This is a genomic window from Prescottella sp. GW823-FHT02E09, assembly GCF_058797375.1.
Window position 1 is genome coordinate 65,867 of sequence record NZ_JBXAJP010000001.1, and the last position, 18,197, is coordinate 84,063.

Genomic DNA, 18,197 nt, shown 5'->3' on the forward strand with positions numbered 1-18,197 from the left:
CGCACGCCTACGCGGCGAGGTACCCGCGCAGCACCCGCGTGACGTCGGTGATCTGCTCCACCGGCACGTGCTCGTCCCGCTTGTGCGCCAGGTTGGGATCGCCGGGGCCGTAGTTGACCGCGGGGATCTCGAGTGCCGAGAAACGGGAGACGTCGGTCCAGCCGTACTTGGCGCGGAACTGCCCGCCGGCCGCGTCGATCAGCGCCGCGGCCGCGGGGTTCGCCAGGCCCGGCAGCGCGCCGGCCGAGCTGTCGGTGACCTCGAAACCGAGTTCGAGACCGCCCAGCGCCGCCGCGTCGAACACCTCGCGCACGTGCTCGATCGCCTGCGCGACGCTGCGGTCGGGTGCGAAGCGGAAGTTGACGTCCATCTCGGCCGCGTCGGGGACGACGTTGCCGGCAACCCCTCCCGAGATCCGCACCGCCGACAGCCCCTCCCGGTAGATGCAGCCGTCGATGTCGACGGACCGCGCTTCGTACGCCGACAGCCGGTCCAGCACCGGCGCGAACTTGTGGATCGCGTTGTCGCCGAGCCACGACCGCGCCGAATGCGCACGCACACCGGACGTCGTCAGGCGCACTCGGAGCGTGCCCTGGCAGCCCGCCTCGATGAAGCCCGCGGTGGGCTCGCCCAGGATCGCGACGTCCGCGGACAGCCACTCCGGAAGGTCGCGCTCGATGCGCCCGAGCCCGTTGTACTGCGCGGCGATCTCCTCGCAGTCGTAGAACACCAGCGTCAGGTCGTGTGCGAGGTCGGAGATCGTCGCGGCCAGGTGCAGGAAGACCGCGTCACCGGACTTCATGTCGACGGTTCCGCATCCGTGCAGCAGGTCGCCCCGCTCGTCGGTAGTGCGTCGGCTCGGCACGTTGTCGGCGATCGGCACGGTGTCCAGGTGGCCGGCGAGCATCACCCGACTCGGCAGACCGCGATCGGTCCGGGCGAGCACCGCGTTGCCGCTGCGGATCACCTCGAACCCGGACGTCTGTTCCCGCAACGCGGCCTCGACGGCGTCGGCGATGACGCCCTCGTCCTGCGACACGCTGGGAATGTCCACGAGCGCGGCGGTGAGATCGATGGGGTCGGCATGCAGATCGAGGGTGCTCACGGCTTCCAGGTTAGGTGCACTGTCCAGCGCGACACCCGACCGGTCGGAACGCGTGTTCGGGACCGTGATCGGCTCACCGCCCAGGACGTCGCCGCACGCCTCGCGTAACCTGTGCACCCGTGAGTGCACAGGGAGCATCTGCAGTAGGCGTCGCCAACGTGACCGAGTCGGGCACGGTTCTCGACACCTGGTACCCGGCCCCCGCGCTGGGCGAGTTCGACGGCGGCACCGTCGCCGGCACCGTCGCGCTCGAGGGCACCGACATTCCGTCGGACCTTGCGCTGCTCGCCGGCCACGACGAGGCCCGCGAGGTCAAGCAGGTCGTGGTCCGCACCACGATCACGGACCTGTCCGCGCCGCCCGTCGACGCGCACGACGCATACCTGCGCCTGCACCTGCTGTCGCACCGCCTGGTCACCCCGCACGGCGTCAACCTCGACGGCGTCTTCGGGCTGCTCGCGAACGTCGTGTGGACCAACTACGGCCCGTGCGCGGTCGACGGCTTCGAGCTGGTTCGCTCGCGGCTGCGGATCCGCGGCCCGGTCACTGTGTTCGGCGTCGACAAGTTCCCGCGCATGGTCGACTACGTCGTCCCGTCCGGTGTGCGCATCGCCGACGCCGACCGTGTCCGCCTCGGCGCCCACCTGGCGAGCGGTACCACCGTCATGCACGAGGGCTTCGTGAACTTCAACGCCGGCACGCTCGGCAGTTCGATGGTCGAGGGCCGTATCTCGGCCGGTGTCGTCGTCGGTGACGGCTCCGACGTCGGCGGCGGCGCGTCGATCATGGGCACGCTGTCCGGTGGCGGCAAGCAGGTCATCTCCGTAGGCGAGCGCTGCCTGCTCGGGGCCAACGCCGGCCTGGGCATCTCGCTCGGCAACGACTGCGTCGTCGAGGCGGGCCTCTACATCACCGCCGGCACCAAGGTCACCGGCCCGGACGGCACGGTCGTCAAGGCCGCCGACCTCAGTGGCCGGTCGAACATCCTGTTCCGCCGCAACTCCGTCTCCGGCGCCGTCGAGGTGGTGCCGTGGAAGGGCACGGGCGTGGAACTGAACGCTGCACTGCACGCCAACGACTGATTCCACGGCTTGTGAGCTCCACCGACACCTCCGCCCGATTAGGACACGGCCTCAAGGTCCGTCATCTCACGATGATGGGCCTGGGCTCGGCCATCGGCGCCGGTCTCTTCCTCGGGACCGGTGTCGGGATCGCGAAGGCGGGCCCCGCGGTCCTCATCTCCTACGTGATCGCCGGTTTCGTCGTGGTGTGCGTGATGCGCATGCTCGGCGAAATGGGCGCCGCGGTGCCCGCCAGCGGATCCTTCTCGCACTACGCCCGTATCGGCATCGGCGAATGGGCCGGCTTCGTGATGGGATGGCTCTACTGGTTCATGCTGATCATGGTGCTGGGCGCCGAGATCACGGGCGCCTCGGCGATCGTCAACGACTGGCTCCCCGGCGTGCCCCAATGGGTGATCGCGCTCGTCTTCGTGACGTTCTTCGCGGTCGTCAACCTCGCCAAGGTCAGCAACTTCGGCGAATTCGAGTTCTGGTTCGCGGCCCTCAAGGTCGCCGCGATCATCGGCTTCCTCGTCGTCGGTGTGCTGCTCGTCTTCGGTCTACTCCCGGACACCGATCCGGTCGGGTTCACGAACCTGCTCGGTGAGGGCGGCTTCATGCCCAACGGGTTCAGCGGTATCGCGGCGGGTCTGCTGGTCGTGGCTTTCGCGTTCGGCGGCATCGAGATCGTCACCATCGCCGCGGCCGAGTCCGAGGACCCCGAGCGTTCGATCGCCACGGCCGTCCGCACCGTCATGTGGCGGATCAGCGTCTTCTACATCGGCGCGATCGGCATCATGGTCCTGGTACTGCCGTGGAACGATCCCGAGCTGCAGGACGGTCCGTTCGTCTCGGTCCTGGAGAAGGCGAACCTCCCGTATGTCTCGGGCCTGATGGAACTCGTCGTGGTGATCGCGCTGCTGTCGGCGTTCAACGCGAACGTCTACGGCACCTCCCGGATGGCGTTCTCCCTCGCCCGCCGGAACGACGGCCCGAAGGCCCTGGCGAAGCTGTCGAAGACGGGGGTTCCCACCAACGCGGTGCTGCTGTCGGTGTTCTTCGGTTTCGTCAGCGTGCTGCTGAACTGGCTGCTGCCCGACGACCTGCTCGGCATCCTGCTCAACGCCGTCGGCGCCGCGCTGCTGGTGATCTGGGTGTTCATCGTCATCTCGCACCTGCGCCTGCGGCCGCGGCTCGAATGCGAGGGCAAGCTCACCGTGAAGATGTGGCTCTTCCCGTACCTGAGCTACCTCACGTTGGCGTTGCTCGCGGCCTTCGCCGTGCTGATGATGTTCGACGCCGATGCCCGCGACCAGTTGATCGCGACCGCGGGGCTGTTCCTCTTCATCCTGGTGCTGTCGCTGATCCGATCGCGCCGGCGGGCACGGGACGAGCAGACCCCGGTCGAGGCAGCCGACTAGCGCGGTCTCCCGCGCACTCGATCGGAGCCCCGAGAACGGGCACACCGAACCATCCTGCGGCGTAGGGTCGGCGCACAATCGACCCTGCGACCGTAGGAGAACCGTGAGCTTCATCCTCGTCGAACGGCCGCGCGAGAACGTGGCGCTGGTGACCCTCAACCGTCCGGAACGCATGAACGCGATGGCGTTCGACGTCATGGTCCCGTTCAAGGAGTCGCTCGAGGCCCTCAGCAACGACAACTCGGTGCGCGCCGTCGTGCTGACCGGCGCGGGCCACGGCTTCTGCTCGGGCGCCGACCAGACGTCCGCGGGCCGTCCGCCCCACATCGACGGGCTCACCCGACCGTCGATCGCGCTGCGGTCGATGGAGCTGCTCGACGACGTCGTGCTGACGCTGCGCCGCATGCACCAGCCGGTGATCGCCGCGATCAACGGTGCCGCCATCGGCGGCGGCTTCTGCCTGTCGATGGCGGCGGACATCCGGCTGGCCGCACCGGAGGCGTACTTCCGGGCCGCCGGGATCAACAACGGTCTCACCGCCAGCGAGCTGGGCCTGAGCTATCTGCTGCCGCGTGCGATCGGGTCGTCCCGTGCGTTCGAGATCATGCTGTCCGGCCGTGACGTCGACGCCGACGAGGCCGCACGGATCGGGCTGGTCTCGCGCGTCGTCGCGCAGGAGGATCTGCTCGACGACGCCTTCGACCTGGCGCAGCGGATCGCGCAGTTCTCGCGCCCCGGTATCGAACTGACCAAACGAACGCTGTGGTCGAGTCTGGACGCGTCGTCGATGGCGCAGCACATGAACCAGGAGGGGCTCGGTCAGCTGCTCATCCGGTTGATGACCGACAACTTCGAGGAGGCGACGCTCGCGCGGCGCGAGAAGCGCGATCCGGTCTTCCGCGACGGCCGGTAGGCGGGAAGGCTCGCCACCGATCTCACCCCTGACGATTTTCGCTCTGTTGGAGCTCGTCGGTCCCGGATCGGCGTCAGGGTCACTGCGCGTCGGACGTGATCCGAACGTCCGATCGGACGTGGGGAGGTCGGATGACCGAGATTCGCAAGGTGACCGTTCTGGGTCGAGGCGGTTCCGGAGATTCTGTCGCTCGAGCAGGACATCTATCGGACGATCGGTGCGGAAGCACCGGCACGGACGATCTTCGCCACCAACTCGTCGACCCTCCTGCCGAGTGATCTCGCGGAGTCCACCGGCCGCCCCGACCGATTCCTGGCGTTGCACTTCGCCAACCAGGTCTGGCGTTTCAACACCGCCGAGATCATGGGCACCGCCGACACCGACCCGGAGGTGTTCCGGACGGTGGTCGACTTCGCGACCGCGATCGGGATGGTTCCGATCGAACTGCACAAGGAGAAGGCGGGGTACGTCTTGAACTCGCTCCTCGTACCGCTTCTCAATTCGGCAGCAGCGTTGGCTGCGGGCGGCTATGCCGAGCCGGAGGACGTCGACAAGACCTGGAAGATCGCGACTGGCGCTCCCCTCGGCCCGTTCCAGATCTACGACATCATCGGGCTGACGACGCCGTACAACATCCTGGCGCACGGCGACGCGGACTCGCAGAAGCTCGCGGCATGGCTCAAGGAGAACTACATCGACAAGGGCAGGCTCGGCGTCGCGTCGGGCGAGGGTTTCTACCGCTACACCTCCGACTGACGGTCGGACTGCCGTTTCACACCATCGACTCGATGTCGGATCGGCGACGGTCCGCGCGCGAAGACAGGGGCGAAATGTACTACAGCAGTGGCAACTACGACGCTTTCGCACGACCACGCAACCCGGAGTGCGTCGACGACGACACGGCCTGGTTCGTGGGAGCCGGATTGGCGTCCCTGGGGGCGCGGCGTTCATGACTGGCGCACGATGTTCGCGTTCGAGGAATGGCACAGTGCGCTGGAGATCAAGCTGTACCTGCACCGCTTCATCGATCACATCCACGGCCTCCCGGATCTGAGCACGCTCGAGTTCACCAAGTACAACCAGTACGAGTCACAATTGGGTGTTCCGGGGACATTCCCGAACTGGCGGCGAACGCAGCGAAAGCCGTGCCCGTGATGGTGCCGTACGTGACGTCGTTCTTCATGCCCCGCAAGGCCGGTGGCCGCCCGCAGGTCGTCCCGGAGGGCGCCGTCAACTTCGCCTTCATCGGCCAGTTCCCCGAGACCACCCGCGACTGCATCTTCACCACCGAGTATTGCCGACTCCTGCGCGAACACCACATCCTGGCCGAGGAGTAGCGCCTCGAAGGGCGTCCGGCCGCCACCGTTGACAGATTAAGGTCACGAACTTAAAGTCGCTGCTGTGACTCAGACCACGTCCCGCCAGGCGATGATCGAGGCTGCCGAACAGATCGTCGCCGAACGGGGAATGCCCGCGCTGACACTCAAGGACGTCCAGCTCGCGGCGAACCAGTTCAACAAGTCGGCCGCGAAGTACCATTTCGGATCCCGCGAGGGCCTCATCGAGGCCGTCGTCGAGGCACGTATGTCGCCGGTCGACCGGCGGCGCCAGGAGATCCTCGACGAGTGGGCACGGCAGGGCCTGTCACCCACGCCGCGTCAGGTCGTCGAGGCACTCGTCCGCCCACTGGCCGCCGAGACCGTCGGGCGAGCGGGCAGTCACTACGCCCGATTCCTGGTGCAGGCCACGTTCGATCCCGGGCTCGCCGATATCATCCAGAAGCACATGAGCGCCAAGAGCTTCCGGCAGGTACACGAGCTGCTGGCCGACCTCACCGAAGTTCCCCGGGGGGTCGCGGACTGGCGTGCGTCCGACGCGATCACCCTCGTCATGGTCACCCTCGCAATGCGGGAGGGCCAGGATCGCACACTGCGGCAGACGGCTGCGATCGTCTCGGATCTCGTCGATATCTGTGTGGCCGTGCTGACTGCGCCGATGTCGCCGGAAACCACCGAAATCATCGAAGACCCCGCCACCATCGATTCCTGAGGAGTACCGCTATGACCGTCTCGTCCACACCACAGACGTTCCTGACCAGCATCGCACCTCGGCCGACGGACCCGCTGGCGGCATTCGGCCCGCTCGTGGCGCCCCGGACCGCTGCGGGCGTCGAGACCACGGAAGTCCGCCCCTACGAACTGTTCTCGCTCGATCCGCAGACCCCGACGATCGGTGCCGAGATCTCCGGGATCCGTCTGGGCGGAGACCTCTCCGACGACGTGCTCGCCGAACTCCGCCGCGCGCTGCTCGAGTGGAAGGTGCTGCTCTTCCGTGACCAGGACATCGACCGCGCCGATCACCGCGCATTCGCGGCCCGGTGGGGTGAACTGGAGCAGCACCCGTTCTTCAAGTACACCCAGCCCGGCCAGAGCGACGCCGACGTCGCGACGCTCGCGAAGGACGCGATGGCCATCGGCGTCGAGAACCTGTGGCACAACGATGTAACGTGGCACGAATTCCCCTCGTTCGCAGCGGTTCTGCGGGCGGTCGAGGTGCCCGCGGTGGGTGGTGACACGCTGTGGACCGACACCGCCGCGGCCTACGACCTCCTCCCCGCGGACATCCGGGCGCGGATCGATCATCTCGAGGCCGAACACGACTGGATCAACTCGTTCGGCCGCGGTATGCCACCGGAGGCCGTGGAGATGCTCCGGCCGAACTTCCCCGCGGTGACGCACCCGGTGGTCCGGGTCGTCCCGGAGACCGGCCGGCGTGTGCTGTTCGTCAACATCGGCTTCACACAGCGCATTCTGGGCGTCTCCGAGCAGGAGTCCAACGAACTGCTGACGATGCTGTACCGGCACGTCCAGCGTCCCGAGTTCCAGGTTCGGCTGCGGTGGCGTCCCAACACGATCGCATTCTGGGACAACCGGACCTGCCAACACTACGCGGCGAGCGACTACTACCCGGCCCGCCGAGTCATGGACCGCATCTCGATCGTCGGCGACAAGCCGGTCGGCATCCCGGCCTGATCGTCACTCGTCGTCCGGGCCCACCCGGACGACGAGCTTGCCGAAGTTCTTGCCGTGCAGCATCCCCAGGAACGCCGCCGGCGCGTTCTCCAGCCCGTCGACGACGTCCTCCCGATACTTCAGCCGACCCTCGCCGATCCAGCGGGCGGCGTCGCGTTCGAAGTCCGCGTACATCTCCCGGACGAACTCGGACTGGATGAAGCCGCGGACGGTGAGGCTCTTGACGAGGACCAGTCCCATGAATCCGGGCAGCCGGTCCGGGCCCTGAGGCGCGGCGTCGGCGTTGTACTGGGACACCAGCCCGCACACCGGGATTCGCGCGTACAGGTTGAGCAGCGGCAGGACCGCGGCGGTGACGGGACCGCCGACGTTCTCGAAGTAGACGTCGATGCCGCCCGGGACCGCGGACCGTAACTGCTCGGCGAAATCCGGTGCGCGGTGGTCGATCGCGGCGTCGAACCCCAGTTCGTCACGCACGTACGCGCACTTGTCCGCACCGCCGGCGATCCCGACGGCCCGCGCGCCGTGGATCTTCGCGATCTGACCGACCGTCGACCCGACCGGACCCGACGCCGCGGCCACCACGACGGTCTCCCCCGGTTGCGGCCTGCCGATCTTCAGCAGTCCCGAGTACGCGGTGAACCCGGGCATGCCGAGCACGCCGACGGCGGTCGACAGCGGCGCACGGTCCGGATCCAGCATCCGGACCGCGTCGCCGTCGACCACGGCGTGCGACTGCCAACCCGAGTACGCGAGCACGTACGCGCCGGGCGCGATCCGAGGGTGCCGGGACTCGACCACCTGCGACACCGTCGCACCGACCATGACGTCGCCGACCTCGACCGGTTCGGCGTAGGACTCGGCGGCGCTCATCCGTCCGCGCATGTACGGGTCCAGCGACAGATACACGGTGCGCAGCAAGGCCTGGCCGTCGGAGAGTTCGGGCAATTCGACCGTCTCGATGCGGAAGTTGTCGGCGGTGGGCTCGCCGTGCGGACGTGAGGCGAGGACGATGCGGGTACTCGTGACTGCGCTCATGACCGAACGGTACGCCCGCTCGCCCTCCGCCTCCGGTCAGATCGTCGCCACGGCCGCCTCCGGCGTCGTCTCGTCCGCGGCGTCCGTCCCCGGCAGCGGGCGGAACTTGTCGATGATCACGACGCACAGCAGGGAGAGCACTCCCCAGATCGCGAAGGTCACCAGGTGCGAGCCGACGGCGTCGCCGCCGAAGTACAGGATCGAGCGCACCGATTCGACGGCAGCAGGCATGGGCAGGACGTCGTGCAGGAATCGGAAGAGCGCGGGCTCCATGTAGATCGACAGCGCGCCACCAGAAGCCGGGACACCGAGAAACATCAGGATCGCGACGACCGGGAGCACGGCCAGCAGGCCCAACAAGCGGACGAAGACGGTCGTGACCAGCGCGGTGGCGACGATCGCGACGATGCCGGTACCGACCAGTGGCAGGAAGTGCCCGTCGACGGCGCCGACGATCGGGCCCGCGATCAGCCAGACGACGACGGACATGAACACCGCCCATCCGGCGATCACCGGCAGCAGCTTCCGCAGGCCCATCACCATCGGTGCGGCACTGGACGCGACGATGACGATCATGAAGCCGGCCATGATCCAGCCCATCGCGACATACAGGCTCACCGTGCCCATCGTGTCGCCGGCGTCGAGCGAGACGACGCTCGCGCTGGACATCGGCACCTGCTGGCCCGCGGCAACCTGACCGAACACCTGGGCGACCACCTGCTGCTGGCTGACGCCCGCGGCCTCGTTGGTGATCAGCGTGGCGGAGGGATCGCCCGCGGACGGCAGCACGTAGGCGGCCACGACGGTGCGGTCCTCCACCTGCGCGCGGGCCGCGTCGACCGAGTCGGATGCACGCAGGTCGAACAGTCCGGGCATGCTCCGGTCCAGGCCGGCCACTGCCTGCTCCGCCTGCTCGGTGTTCGCGGCGACCACCGCGACGGGCATGTCCTGCGGCGACGGCTGGTACATCGCGCCGAGCATGAACGAGATCATCAGCACGACCATGCCCAGCGGGAAGAACGCCAGCGTGGCGTAGCGAATTCGGTTGCTGGTGGGGCGCGGACCCGCGGTCAGCGACTGCATGGTCACCTCGGGTGTCCCGGCGTCCGGGTTGCGACGACGCTTCAGCGCGTCGATGCCGAGCGTCGCGGCCAGTGCGAGCAGCGTGCCGACGAGAAGAACCGCGACGTGGGTGCCGACACCGTTGCCCCCGAAGTACATCACCGAGCGCAGTGCCTCACCGGTGGCCGGCGTCGGGAGGAACCCGTGCATCGTCGTGTAGAACGACGGCATCGTGTAGACCGACATGCCCATGTTCGACGCGGGCACGCCCAGCACCATCAGGAACAGCATGCCCGCCAGGACGGCCATCGGGCCGAGGATCCGGGTGAGGAACAGCTGCACCGAGCCGACCGCGAACACCGCGAGCCAGGAGATGCCCAGGATCGCCGCGGTGTTCCCCTCGAGTGCCCCGAGGATCGGCCCGGCGACGAGCCACACCAGTCCGGCGATCAGCGCCGACCACCCGGCGAGGATCGGCACGAACCGACGGAAACGCAGCAGTTCCGGCGAGTTCGAGAGCATCAGGCTCAGCGGCATGTAGCCCGCCAGCATCAGCGCCGTCGTCATGAACATCGCGGTGAGCCCGGCCGTGTCCCGTTCCGGCAGCGGGGCCAGATCCTCGGTCTGCAGCGTCAGGCCCTGACCGACCACTTCCGGGGCCAGGAGTCCGGTGACGGTCCCGACCTGGGACGCACCGGCCGCGGTGGCGGTGTACACCGTCGCCGTGCCCGCGGCCGGATCCGACAGGACCACCGCTCCGGCGACCTCACGGTCGAGCACCGCTTGCCGGGCGTCGGAATCGGTCGCGACCACCCGGACGTCCACCGCGGACGGGTTCTCGGCGGCGAGGGCGTCGGCGAACTGCTCGGCCTGCGGCGCGGGGCCCGCGACGGCGATCGGCATGTCGTGCGGCGTCGGCGCGTGCATCGTCGCGAGATAGCCCGTGATCATCATTCCGACCATCAGGAACGGCAGCAGGACCATCGCGACGTAGCGACCGATCCGCTCCTTCCTGGCCCGGGCCGGATCGACCTCGACCTCGACCTCGGCCTCGTGCCCCGGGGGACCGTCGGTGGTCGCTGTGGATGTGGATGTCACAGTCGTGCTCCCGCTACTCGTTTGTCCGTGCATGAACGCGTCGATCCGAACCGACACCCAAAAATTACGCCGCCTGACTTAAATTGGACAATGATCTGGACGGTGACGTTCGTCCCACCAGCGCACCGCGGCCGGGACGCGGCGCACGATCAGGGCACGGCGAGAGGGGAAGACACAGTGGGACAGCACGGCGACCGGGTTCGCAATGCGCTACTGGACGCGGCCGAGGAGCTGTTCGCCACCGACGGGATCGACGCGGTCTCGAACCGACGCATCGCCGAGCACGCCGGCAACGCCAACCATTCGGCGGTGAGCTACCACTTCGGCGGGCGCGACGAACTGGTGCGGGCACTGCTCGATCGCCACACCGAGTACGCGCGGGCAAGGCGGGCCGAACTGGTCGCCGAACTGGGCGACGACGCCCCGATCACCGATCTGTTGGCCTGCATGATCCTGCCGTTCACCGATCTGCTGGCTGCCCGTCCCGCTCCGAGCTGGCGGGCGCGGTTCCTGCAGCAACTGCGCACGGTGCCGTCCGTGGCCACCTCGGTCGCCGAATCCGTCACCGCCGATCCGCTCACCGACCGACTGATCCACCGGATCCGGGAGCATTTCTCCGCGATTCCCGAACCGGTCTTCACCGGACGATCCTGGATGCTCGGACGGATGACGATCGACGCGTGCGCGGAGTACGAATCCCGGGTCCAGGCGGGATCGACCACGGCCGACTGGACGGGCCTCGGCTACTTCCTCATCGACTCGTGTGCGGGCATGCTCGGCGCCCCGGTCACCCACGCCGGTGACTTCCTCGCGGGGTCGACGGTGACGTACCTGCTGTAGCCCGGGCCGGGCGTCGACTCAGGCGAGCAGCTTCTTCTGCACCTTGCCCATCGCGTTGCGGGGCAGTCCGTCGACGATGCGCACCTCGCGGGGCCGCTTGTGCACCGACAGCTGACTCGCGACGTGCTCGATGAGCGTCTCCCCGTCGAGTCCCTCGCCCACGACGTACGCGACGATCCGCTGCCCCAGGTCGGCGTCCGGAAGTCCCACCACCGCGGCCTCCTTGACGCCCGGATACCCGAGAAGCGCGGTCTCCACCTCGCCGGCGCCGATGCGGTAGCCGCCGGACTTGATGAGGTCGGTGGATTCGCGGCCGACGATGCGGTGGAAGCCGCCCTCGTCGATCACCGCGACGTCACCGGTCTTGAACCATCCGTCCTCGGTCCACGATTCGGCGGTCGCGTCGGGGCGGTTCAGGTAGCCGTCGAACAGCATGGGCCCACGCACCTGCAGGCCGCCGATGCTCTCGCCGTCGTGCGGGACGTCGTCGCCGCGCTCGTCGCGCAGTCGGGTCTCGGCCCCGCGCACCGGCAGCCCCACCCAGCCGGGGCGGCGTTCGCCGTCGACGCGGGTGCTGATCGTCAGCATCGTCTCGCTCATGCCGTAGCGCTCGATCGGCGTGAGGCCCGTGAGCTCGCGCAGCCGCTCGAACACCGGCACCGGCAGCGGCGCGCTGCCGGAGACCAGCAACCGGGCACCGCTCAGGGCGCGGGCCGATTCCTCGTCCTCCACGACACGCGACCACACGGTGGGCACACCGAAGAACAGCGAGCCACCGGCCTCGGCCGCCTGCGCGTACGCCTCCGGGGTGGGCTTGACGGTGTGGATCAACCGGCTTCCCACCCGCAGCGGGCCGAGCAGCCCCAGGATCAGCCCGTGCACGTGGAACAGCGGCAGACCGTGCACCAGAATGTCTTTCGACGTCCAGTCCCACGCCTCGGCGAGCGCGTCGATGCCCGCGGCGATCGCCCCCCGGCTCAGCAGCACGCCCTTCGGCGGGCCGGTGGTTCCGGAGGTGTAGAGCACGAACGCGGTCGACGACGGATGCGGCTCGGGGTGCGAGTGCCAGTCCCGGGTGTGCAGCCGCACCGGCACCACCGGCAGATCGCTCCCCTCGGGGGCCGGCCCGAGCCAGGCCTGCGCCCCGGAGTCGGACAGGATGTGCGCCAGTTCGGCCGGACCGGAATCCGGCGGCACCGGGACGACGGTGACTCCCCCGAGCAGACACCCGACGACCGCGATCAGCGTCGACGCGGACGGTGTCGCCAGCACCGCGACCCGCTGGGCGCCGGAGATCCGCTTGGCGAGCGCCCCTGCAGCACCGAGGATGTCCGTTCGCGAGAGGACGGTGTCGCCGATCCACACGGCGTCGGGCATGTCGTCGCCGCGCGCGACGGCGAGGGGGTTCAACGAACTGAGCAGCACGACGCTCACTGTCTCACATCCGGGCGGGGCGTTTCACCGGCAGTCAGCCGCGGGTGAGGGTGGAGCGCAGGAAGAACGTGAGATTCGACGGCCGCTCGGCGAGCCGGCGCATGAAGTAGCCGTACCACTGCACCCCGTACGGGACGTAGACCCGCACGCGCAAGCCTGCGTCGACCAACCGCGCCTGCTCGAGGTCGCGGATGCCGAACAGCATCTGGTGCTCGAAATCGGCTGCTCCCCGGCCTGTCTCGCGGACCAGGTCGTCCACGGACGCGATGATCGCCGGATCGTGGGTCGCGACCATCGGGTAGCCGTCCCCACGCATCAGGATCGCCAGGCATCGCCCGTACGACGCGTCGACATCCGCGCGTGACCGGTACGCCACCGACTCCGGTTCACGGTAGGCGCCCTTGCACAGCCGGATCCGCGAACCCTCCCCCGACAGATCCCGGCAGTCGCTCTCGGTGCGGCGCAGATAGGCCTGCAGGACGGTCCCGAGCCACGGGAAGTCGGCCCGCAACTCGCGCACGATCGACAGCGTGGAGTCGGTGCGGGTGTGGTCCTCGGCGTCGACGGTGACCCACACCCCGTGCTCGTGGGCAGCCGCACAGATCGTCCGGGCGTGGTCGAGGGCGATCTTGTCGCCGTCGCCCGGCAGGCGCTGCCCGAGGGCGGACAGCTTCACCGACACCTCGAGCGGGCACACTCCGCTCGCCCCGGCCTGCGGCAGGCGCGCGAGTTCGGCCAGCAATTCGAGGTACGCGACGACGGTGTCCCGGGCCTGATCGACGTCGAGCGTGTCCTCGCCGAGGTAGTCGATGCTCACCGCCCGGCCCGCGGCCAGCAGGGTCGACACCGCGGCCATCGCGTCGGCGAGTGTCTCCCCCGCCACGAAGCGCCGCACGATCGACTTCGTCACCGGTGCGCGGGTCACGGCGCTCTTGACCCTCGCCGACCGGGCGGCGGCGAGGATGGCCGGGCGCAGCGGATTCGACGGGACCGACGGCGTCATCGACCGGTCCCGCGTTCCATGTGCGGGTAGCGGTACGCGGTCGGCGGAACGAACGTCTCCTTGATCGTGCGCGCCGAGACCCACCGCAGCAGGTTCAGCGGCGAGCCCGCCTTGTCGTCGGTGCCCGACGCCCGTGCCCCGCCGAAGGGCTGCTGCCCCACCACCGCCCCGGTCGGTTTGTCGTTGACGTAGAAATTGCCGGCCGTGTATCGCAATGCGACCGAGGCCTGTTCGATCGCGGCCCGGTCGTCGGCGACGACGGCGCCGGTCAGCGCGTAGGGCGATGCGGTGTCGACCGCCGTCAGCACGTCGGCGAATGCATCCGGCGCCGAGTCGTCGTACACGTGCACGGACAGGACCGGACCGAAGTACTCCTTGGACAGCGCCTCGTCGCGCGGATCGTCCACCAGCAGCACGGTGGGCCGGACGAAGTAGCCGACGCCGTCGTCGTACTTGCCACCCACCGCGATCTCGACGCCCGCGGCGCCCCGCGCGCGCTCGATCGCCGCGACGTTCTTGTCGTAGGCCCGCCGGTCGATGAGGGCGCCGCCGAAGTTCTCCAGGTCGCCGACGTCGCCGTAGGTGAGCGCGTCGACCTCGGCCAGGAACTGGTCCTTCATCCCCGACCACAGCGACCGCGGAACGTAGGCGCGCGACGCCGCCGAGCACTTCTGCCCCTGGTACTCGTATGCGCCGCGGATCAGCGCCGTCGACAACACCGCCGGATCGGCGGACGGGTGCGCCACCACGAAGTCCTTGCCGCCGGTCTCGCCGACCAGCCGGGGATAGCCGCGGTATCGGTCGATGTTCGCGCCCACCTCGCGCCACAGATGCTGGAAGGTGGCGGTGGATCCGGTGAAGTGGATGCCGGCCAGCCGCGGATCGCTCAGCGCCACATCCGACACCGCGAGGCCGTCACCGGTGAGCAGGTTGATCACCCCGGGCGGCAGCCCGGCCGCCTCGAGCAGGCGCATCGTCCAGTACGCGGCGAGAGTCTGCGTGGGCGACGGCTTCCAGATCACCGTGTTGCCCATCAGCACCGGCGCGGTCGGCAGATTGCCGGCGATCGCGGTGAAGTTGAACGGCGTGATCGCGTACACGAACCCCTCGAGCGGCCGGTACTCGAGCCGGTTCCACACCCCGGGCGACGACACCGGCTGATCGGCGAGGATCGCCCGGGCGAAGTGCACGTTGAACCGCCAGAAGTCGACCAGCTCGCACGGCGCGTCGATCTCGGCCTGCTGCACCGATTTGGACTGCCCCAGCATCGTCGCGGCCGCCAGCGTCTCGCGCCACGGACCGGACAGCAGGTCCGCAGCCCGCAGCAGCACCGCGGCCCGCTCGTCGAACGGCAGGTCCCGCCAGGCCGGCGCGGCCGCGCTCGCGGCGTCGATCGCCGCGTGGGCGTCGTCGTACGTGGCGTTGGTGATCGTCCCGAGGATCGAGGAATGCCGATGCGGCTGAACCACTTCGATCGGCTCACCACTGCCCGGCCGGTGCTTGCCACCGATCACGTGCGGAATCTCGATCGCGGCCGACGCGTGATCCGCCAGCGCCTTCCTCAGACGGTCGCGTTCGGGGCTACCCGGCGCGTAGGAGTGGACCGGCTCGTTGTGCGGCGCCGGTACCTGGGTGACGGCATCCATGCTGCCCTCCTGCCCTCGAGCTGGGTGACTGCAACCAAGCTCAGGCTACGCCCGACACTGCCTCCGGCGCCCCGCAACAAGTGCGCGCTGCGTCGGAATCTGCGCCCCATTTCCGCAGCAAGTGCGCAAAACGCGAGAACCCGGGCCCCCGCGCGCGACAAGTGCGTGAAACGTGAGGACCCGGGTACCCGGTGTGGTCAGGACAGACGCGCTGCCGCGGCGGCGATCCGTTCGTCGGACGCGGTGAGCGCGATCCGCACGTGCTTCTGCCCGCGCGGACCGTAGAAGTCGCCCGGCGCGACGAGGATGCCGCGCTCGGCGAACCAGTCGACGGTGTCGCGGCAGTCCTCGCCGCGCGTGGCCCACAGGTACAGACCGGCCTCCGAGTCGTCGACCGTGAAGCCCGCCCCTCGGACGGCAGCGAGCAGGACGTCGCGACGACGCCGGTACCGCTCGCGCTGCTCGGCTTCCTGCTCGTCGTCCGCGAGCGCCGCGGCCATTGCGGCCTGGATCGGCGTCGGCATCATCATGCCGGCATGCTTGCGGACCTCGAGCAGTTCGGCGATCAGTTCCGGGTCGCCCGCGAGGAAGCCGGCCCGGTAGCTGGCCAGGTTCGACGTCTTCGACAGCGACTGGATCGCGATCAGGCCTGTGTGGTCGCCGTCGCACACCCGCGGGTCGAGGATCGAGACCGCGTCCGCCTCCCAGGTGAGCCCCAGGTAGCACTCGTCGGACGCGACGATCGCGCCACGCTCGCGCGCGAACGCGACCACCTTGCGCAGGTGCTCGACCCCGAGCACCTTGCCGGTGGGATTCGACGGCGAGTTGACGAAGATGAGCGCCGGATTCTCCGGGCCCAGCTGTGCGGTCCCGTCCGCTCGGAGGACCCGGGCACCGGCGAGCAACGCGCCCACCTCGTACGTCGGGTACGCGACCTCGGGGATCACCACGAGGTCGCCGGCACCGAGGCCCAGCAGACGCGGCAGCCAGGCGATCGCTTCCTTGGTCCCGATCACCGGCAGGATCGCCGCCGGATCGACTCCGGTCATCCCGTAGCGGCGGGCCACCGATGCGGCCGTGGCCTCGCGCAGTGCTTCGGTACCGTGCGTGGTCGGATAGCCGGGCTCGGCCGCCACCGACGACAACGCGGCCTGGATGGCAGGGGCCACCGGATCGACCGGGGTTCCCACGGACAGGTTCACGATGCCGTCGGGATGCGACTGCGCCTTCTCCTTCGCGGACGCGAGGGAATCCCACGGGAAATCGGGCAGGGACTTGGCTACCGGGTTACGGGGCAACGCTCTTCCTCGACCTATTCCTCACCCATGGGCGGCAGCGCCTTGATCAGCGGCGGGTCGAAGTCGACCTTGCCGAGCTTCGCGGCACCGCCCGGCGAACCGAGGTCGTCGAAGAAGTCGACGTTTGCGGCCACGTATCCGATCCACTGGTCCGGCACGTCGTCCTCGTAGAAGATGGCCTCGACGGGGCACACCGGCTCACACGCACCGCAGTCCACGCACTCGTCCGGATGGATGTAGAGCATGCGACCACCCTCGTAGATGCAGTCGACCGGGCACTCCTCGATACATGCCTTGTCCATCACATCGACGCACGGTTCGGCAATCGTGTAGGTCACTGCTGCTCTCCCTGCCTTTCTGACCCGGGCGCCGAGGCGCCTCGACTACCCGGCTGGTCGGGTCCTCGACCCGACGAACATCCGGAGTGTCCAGTATGAATCTTCCCGACCGCAACAGCCAGGTAAGGGTCGCCTCAGCGAGCGACGCGGGCGGCAGGCCGACCCGCGTCGATCCGGTCCCGCACCTCGCCCGCAACCTCCACCAGCGCGCTGCGTTCTCCCAGGTATTCGGCGAGGGCACCCACCACCGGGAGCCGACCGAGGACCCGGTAGGCCCCACTGCCGCGCGGTCGCCGCTCGATCTCGGACAGCAGCCCGCGCACCGTGCGTGCCGTACGCCACATCGACCCGGCGACCGCGAAGGGCCGCCATCCCGCTGTGTGGTCGGGTTCGGAATCCTCGTGGCGGGAGGAACTCTCGAGGATCGGCCGGGAATCCACGTCCCGTCGGCACAGCACCGCCGCGAGCAGGTCCACCTGCCGTGCCCGGTCCTCGACGCCGTACTCGCGCGCCACCGCCACCGCCACCAGCGTCTGATTCGCGAAGCCGAGCAGGTCCTGGATCGGCAGCCGTCCGACGAGCGCACCGAACGCTCCCGGGAAGGCGACGACGACGGTGTTGAAGGCGCCGAGGCGCGTCACCCACCAGTCGGCCCGATCCGACGCACTCGACCGTTCCCAGGCTGCGGTGCCGGGCACCGCCAGCTCGTCCAGCACCCAGGCGGCGGCGTCGAGCAGCTTCTCGGCCAACGCCCGGTCGCTCACGCTCGACGGCTCGAACGTGCGGGCCTTGATGCCGAGCGGATCGAGGTGCAGCACGTCGAGCACCGGATTGATGCCCCACGCCGCCTGGTCCAGCAGGACCGCCACGGTCCGGTCGCTCGGGCGGCCGTCGTCGCTCATCTCGGC

At 69.0% G+C, this 18,197-nt stretch carries 16 protein-coding genes and 2 pseudogenes; 9 read left to right on the top strand and 9 right to left on the bottom strand.

Annotated features, from left to right (window positions below; genetic code table 11):
• Positions 1-7 precede the first annotated feature (7 nt).
• Positions 8-1,105 carry a succinyl-diaminopimelate desuccinylase gene (gene dapE / locus AC1RIF_RS00300; RefSeq protein ID WP_492599387.1) on the bottom strand — a complete coding sequence of 366 codons (1,098 nt, stop codon included), beginning with the start codon at positions 1,103-1,105 and terminating at the stop codon, positions 8-10.
• A 119-nt stretch (positions 1,106-1,224) separates the two neighbouring features.
• Between dapE and dapD the strand changes: the two genes are divergently transcribed.
• The 8 genes and pseudogenes from dapD to AC1RIF_RS00340 all read left to right on the top strand — a co-directional run bounded on the left by dapD (position 1,225) and on the right by AC1RIF_RS00340 (position 7,532).
• Positions 1,225-2,187 carry a 2,3,4,5-tetrahydropyridine-2,6-dicarboxylate N-succinyltransferase gene (gene dapD / locus AC1RIF_RS00305; protein WP_492599388.1) on the top strand — a complete coding sequence of 321 codons (963 nt, stop codon included), beginning with the start codon at positions 1,225-1,227 and terminating at the stop codon, positions 2,185-2,187.
• 71 nt (positions 2,188-2,258) lie between these two features.
• Complete coding sequence (locus tag AC1RIF_RS00310) at positions 2,259-3,587, top strand: amino acid permease (RefSeq protein WP_492600099.1); 1,329 nt, start codon at positions 2,259-2,261, stop codon at positions 3,585-3,587.
• A gap of 103 nt (positions 3,588-3,690) precedes the next feature.
• A complete protein-coding gene (locus tag AC1RIF_RS00315; RefSeq protein WP_492599389.1) occupies positions 3,691-4,500 on the top strand; it encodes an enoyl-CoA hydratase in 810 nt (269 codons plus the stop codon).
• Between the two features lie 162 nt (positions 4,501-4,662).
• Positions 4,663-5,256 (top strand): annotated as a pseudogene (locus tag AC1RIF_RS00320) (3-hydroxyacyl-CoA dehydrogenase NAD-binding domain-containing protein); the annotation flags it as partial.
• Positions 5,257-5,463: 207 nt separating this feature from the next.
• Positions 5,464-5,655 (top strand): oleate hydratase, encoded by a 192-nt coding sequence (locus AC1RIF_RS00325; RefSeq protein WP_492599390.1) that lies wholly within the window; start codon positions 5,464-5,466, stop codon positions 5,653-5,655.
• Positions 5,610-5,795: pseudogene (locus AC1RIF_RS00330) on the top strand (oleate hydratase); the annotation flags it as partial. The gene AC1RIF_RS00325 and the pseudogene AC1RIF_RS00330, both read left to right, overlap by 46 nt.
• A gap of 106 nt (positions 5,796-5,901) precedes the next feature.
• Positions 5,902-6,549, top strand: coding sequence for a TetR/AcrR family transcriptional regulator (locus AC1RIF_RS00335; protein ID WP_492599391.1), 648 nt, complete (start codon positions 5,902-5,904; stop codon positions 6,547-6,549).
• Positions 6,550-6,560: 11 nt separating this feature from the next.
• On the top strand, positions 6,561-7,532 hold the full coding sequence (locus AC1RIF_RS00340) for a TauD/TfdA dioxygenase family protein (protein ID WP_492599392.1): 972 nt from the start codon (positions 6,561-6,563) through the stop codon (positions 7,530-7,532).
• 3 nt (positions 7,533-7,535) lie between these two features.
• Here AC1RIF_RS00340 and curA read toward each other — a convergent pair whose 3' ends face one another.
• Positions 7,536-8,570, bottom strand: a complete 1,035-nt coding sequence (gene curA / locus AC1RIF_RS00345) for an NADPH-dependent curcumin/dihydrocurcumin reductase (protein ID WP_492599393.1) — start codon at positions 8,568-8,570, stop codon at positions 7,536-7,538.
• 36 nt (positions 8,571-8,606) lie between these two features.
• On the bottom strand, positions 8,607-10,730 hold the full coding sequence (locus AC1RIF_RS00350) for an ABC transporter permease (RefSeq protein ID WP_492599394.1): 2,124 nt from the start codon (positions 10,728-10,730) through the stop codon (positions 8,607-8,609).
• 177 nt (positions 10,731-10,907) lie between these two features.
• Between AC1RIF_RS00350 and AC1RIF_RS00355 the strand changes: the two genes are divergently transcribed.
• Complete coding sequence (locus AC1RIF_RS00355) at positions 10,908-11,570, top strand: TetR/AcrR family transcriptional regulator (protein ID WP_492599395.1); 663 nt, start codon at positions 10,908-10,910, stop codon at positions 11,568-11,570.
• 18 nt (positions 11,571-11,588) lie between these two features.
• On the opposite strand, the gene AC1RIF_RS00360 is transcribed toward AC1RIF_RS00355, so the two are convergent.
• From AC1RIF_RS00360 to AC1RIF_RS00385, 6 genes are all read right to left on the bottom strand, one after another.
• Positions 11,589-12,995, bottom strand: coding sequence for an acyl-CoA synthetase (locus AC1RIF_RS00360; RefSeq protein ID WP_492599396.1), 1,407 nt, complete (start codon positions 12,993-12,995; stop codon positions 11,589-11,591).
• A 43-nt stretch (positions 12,996-13,038) separates the two neighbouring features.
• Complete coding sequence (locus AC1RIF_RS00365; RefSeq protein WP_492599397.1) at positions 13,039-14,007, bottom strand: proline dehydrogenase family protein; 969 nt, start codon at positions 14,005-14,007, stop codon at positions 13,039-13,041.
• Positions 14,004-15,653, bottom strand: coding sequence for an L-glutamate gamma-semialdehyde dehydrogenase (pruA, locus tag AC1RIF_RS00370; RefSeq protein ID WP_492599398.1), 1,650 nt, complete (start codon positions 15,651-15,653; stop codon positions 14,004-14,006). Before pruA ends, AC1RIF_RS00365 begins: the two co-directional genes overlap by 4 nt.
• Positions 15,654-15,850: 197 nt before the next feature.
• Positions 15,851-16,951 carry a succinyldiaminopimelate transaminase gene (gene dapC, locus AC1RIF_RS00375; RefSeq protein WP_492599399.1) on the bottom strand — a complete coding sequence of 367 codons (1,101 nt, stop codon included), beginning with the start codon at positions 16,949-16,951 and terminating at the stop codon, positions 15,851-15,853.
• A gap of 14 nt (positions 16,952-16,965) precedes the next feature.
• Complete coding sequence (gene fdxA / locus AC1RIF_RS00380; RefSeq protein WP_492599400.1) at positions 16,966-17,289, bottom strand: ferredoxin; 324 nt, start codon at positions 17,287-17,289, stop codon at positions 16,966-16,968.
• A 134-nt stretch (positions 17,290-17,423) separates the two neighbouring features.
• Positions 17,424-18,191: a hypothetical protein gene (locus tag AC1RIF_RS00385; RefSeq protein ID WP_492599401.1), complete on the bottom strand. Its 768-nt coding sequence runs from the start codon at positions 18,189-18,191 to the stop codon at positions 17,424-17,426.
• Positions 18,192-18,197 lie beyond the last annotated feature (6 nt).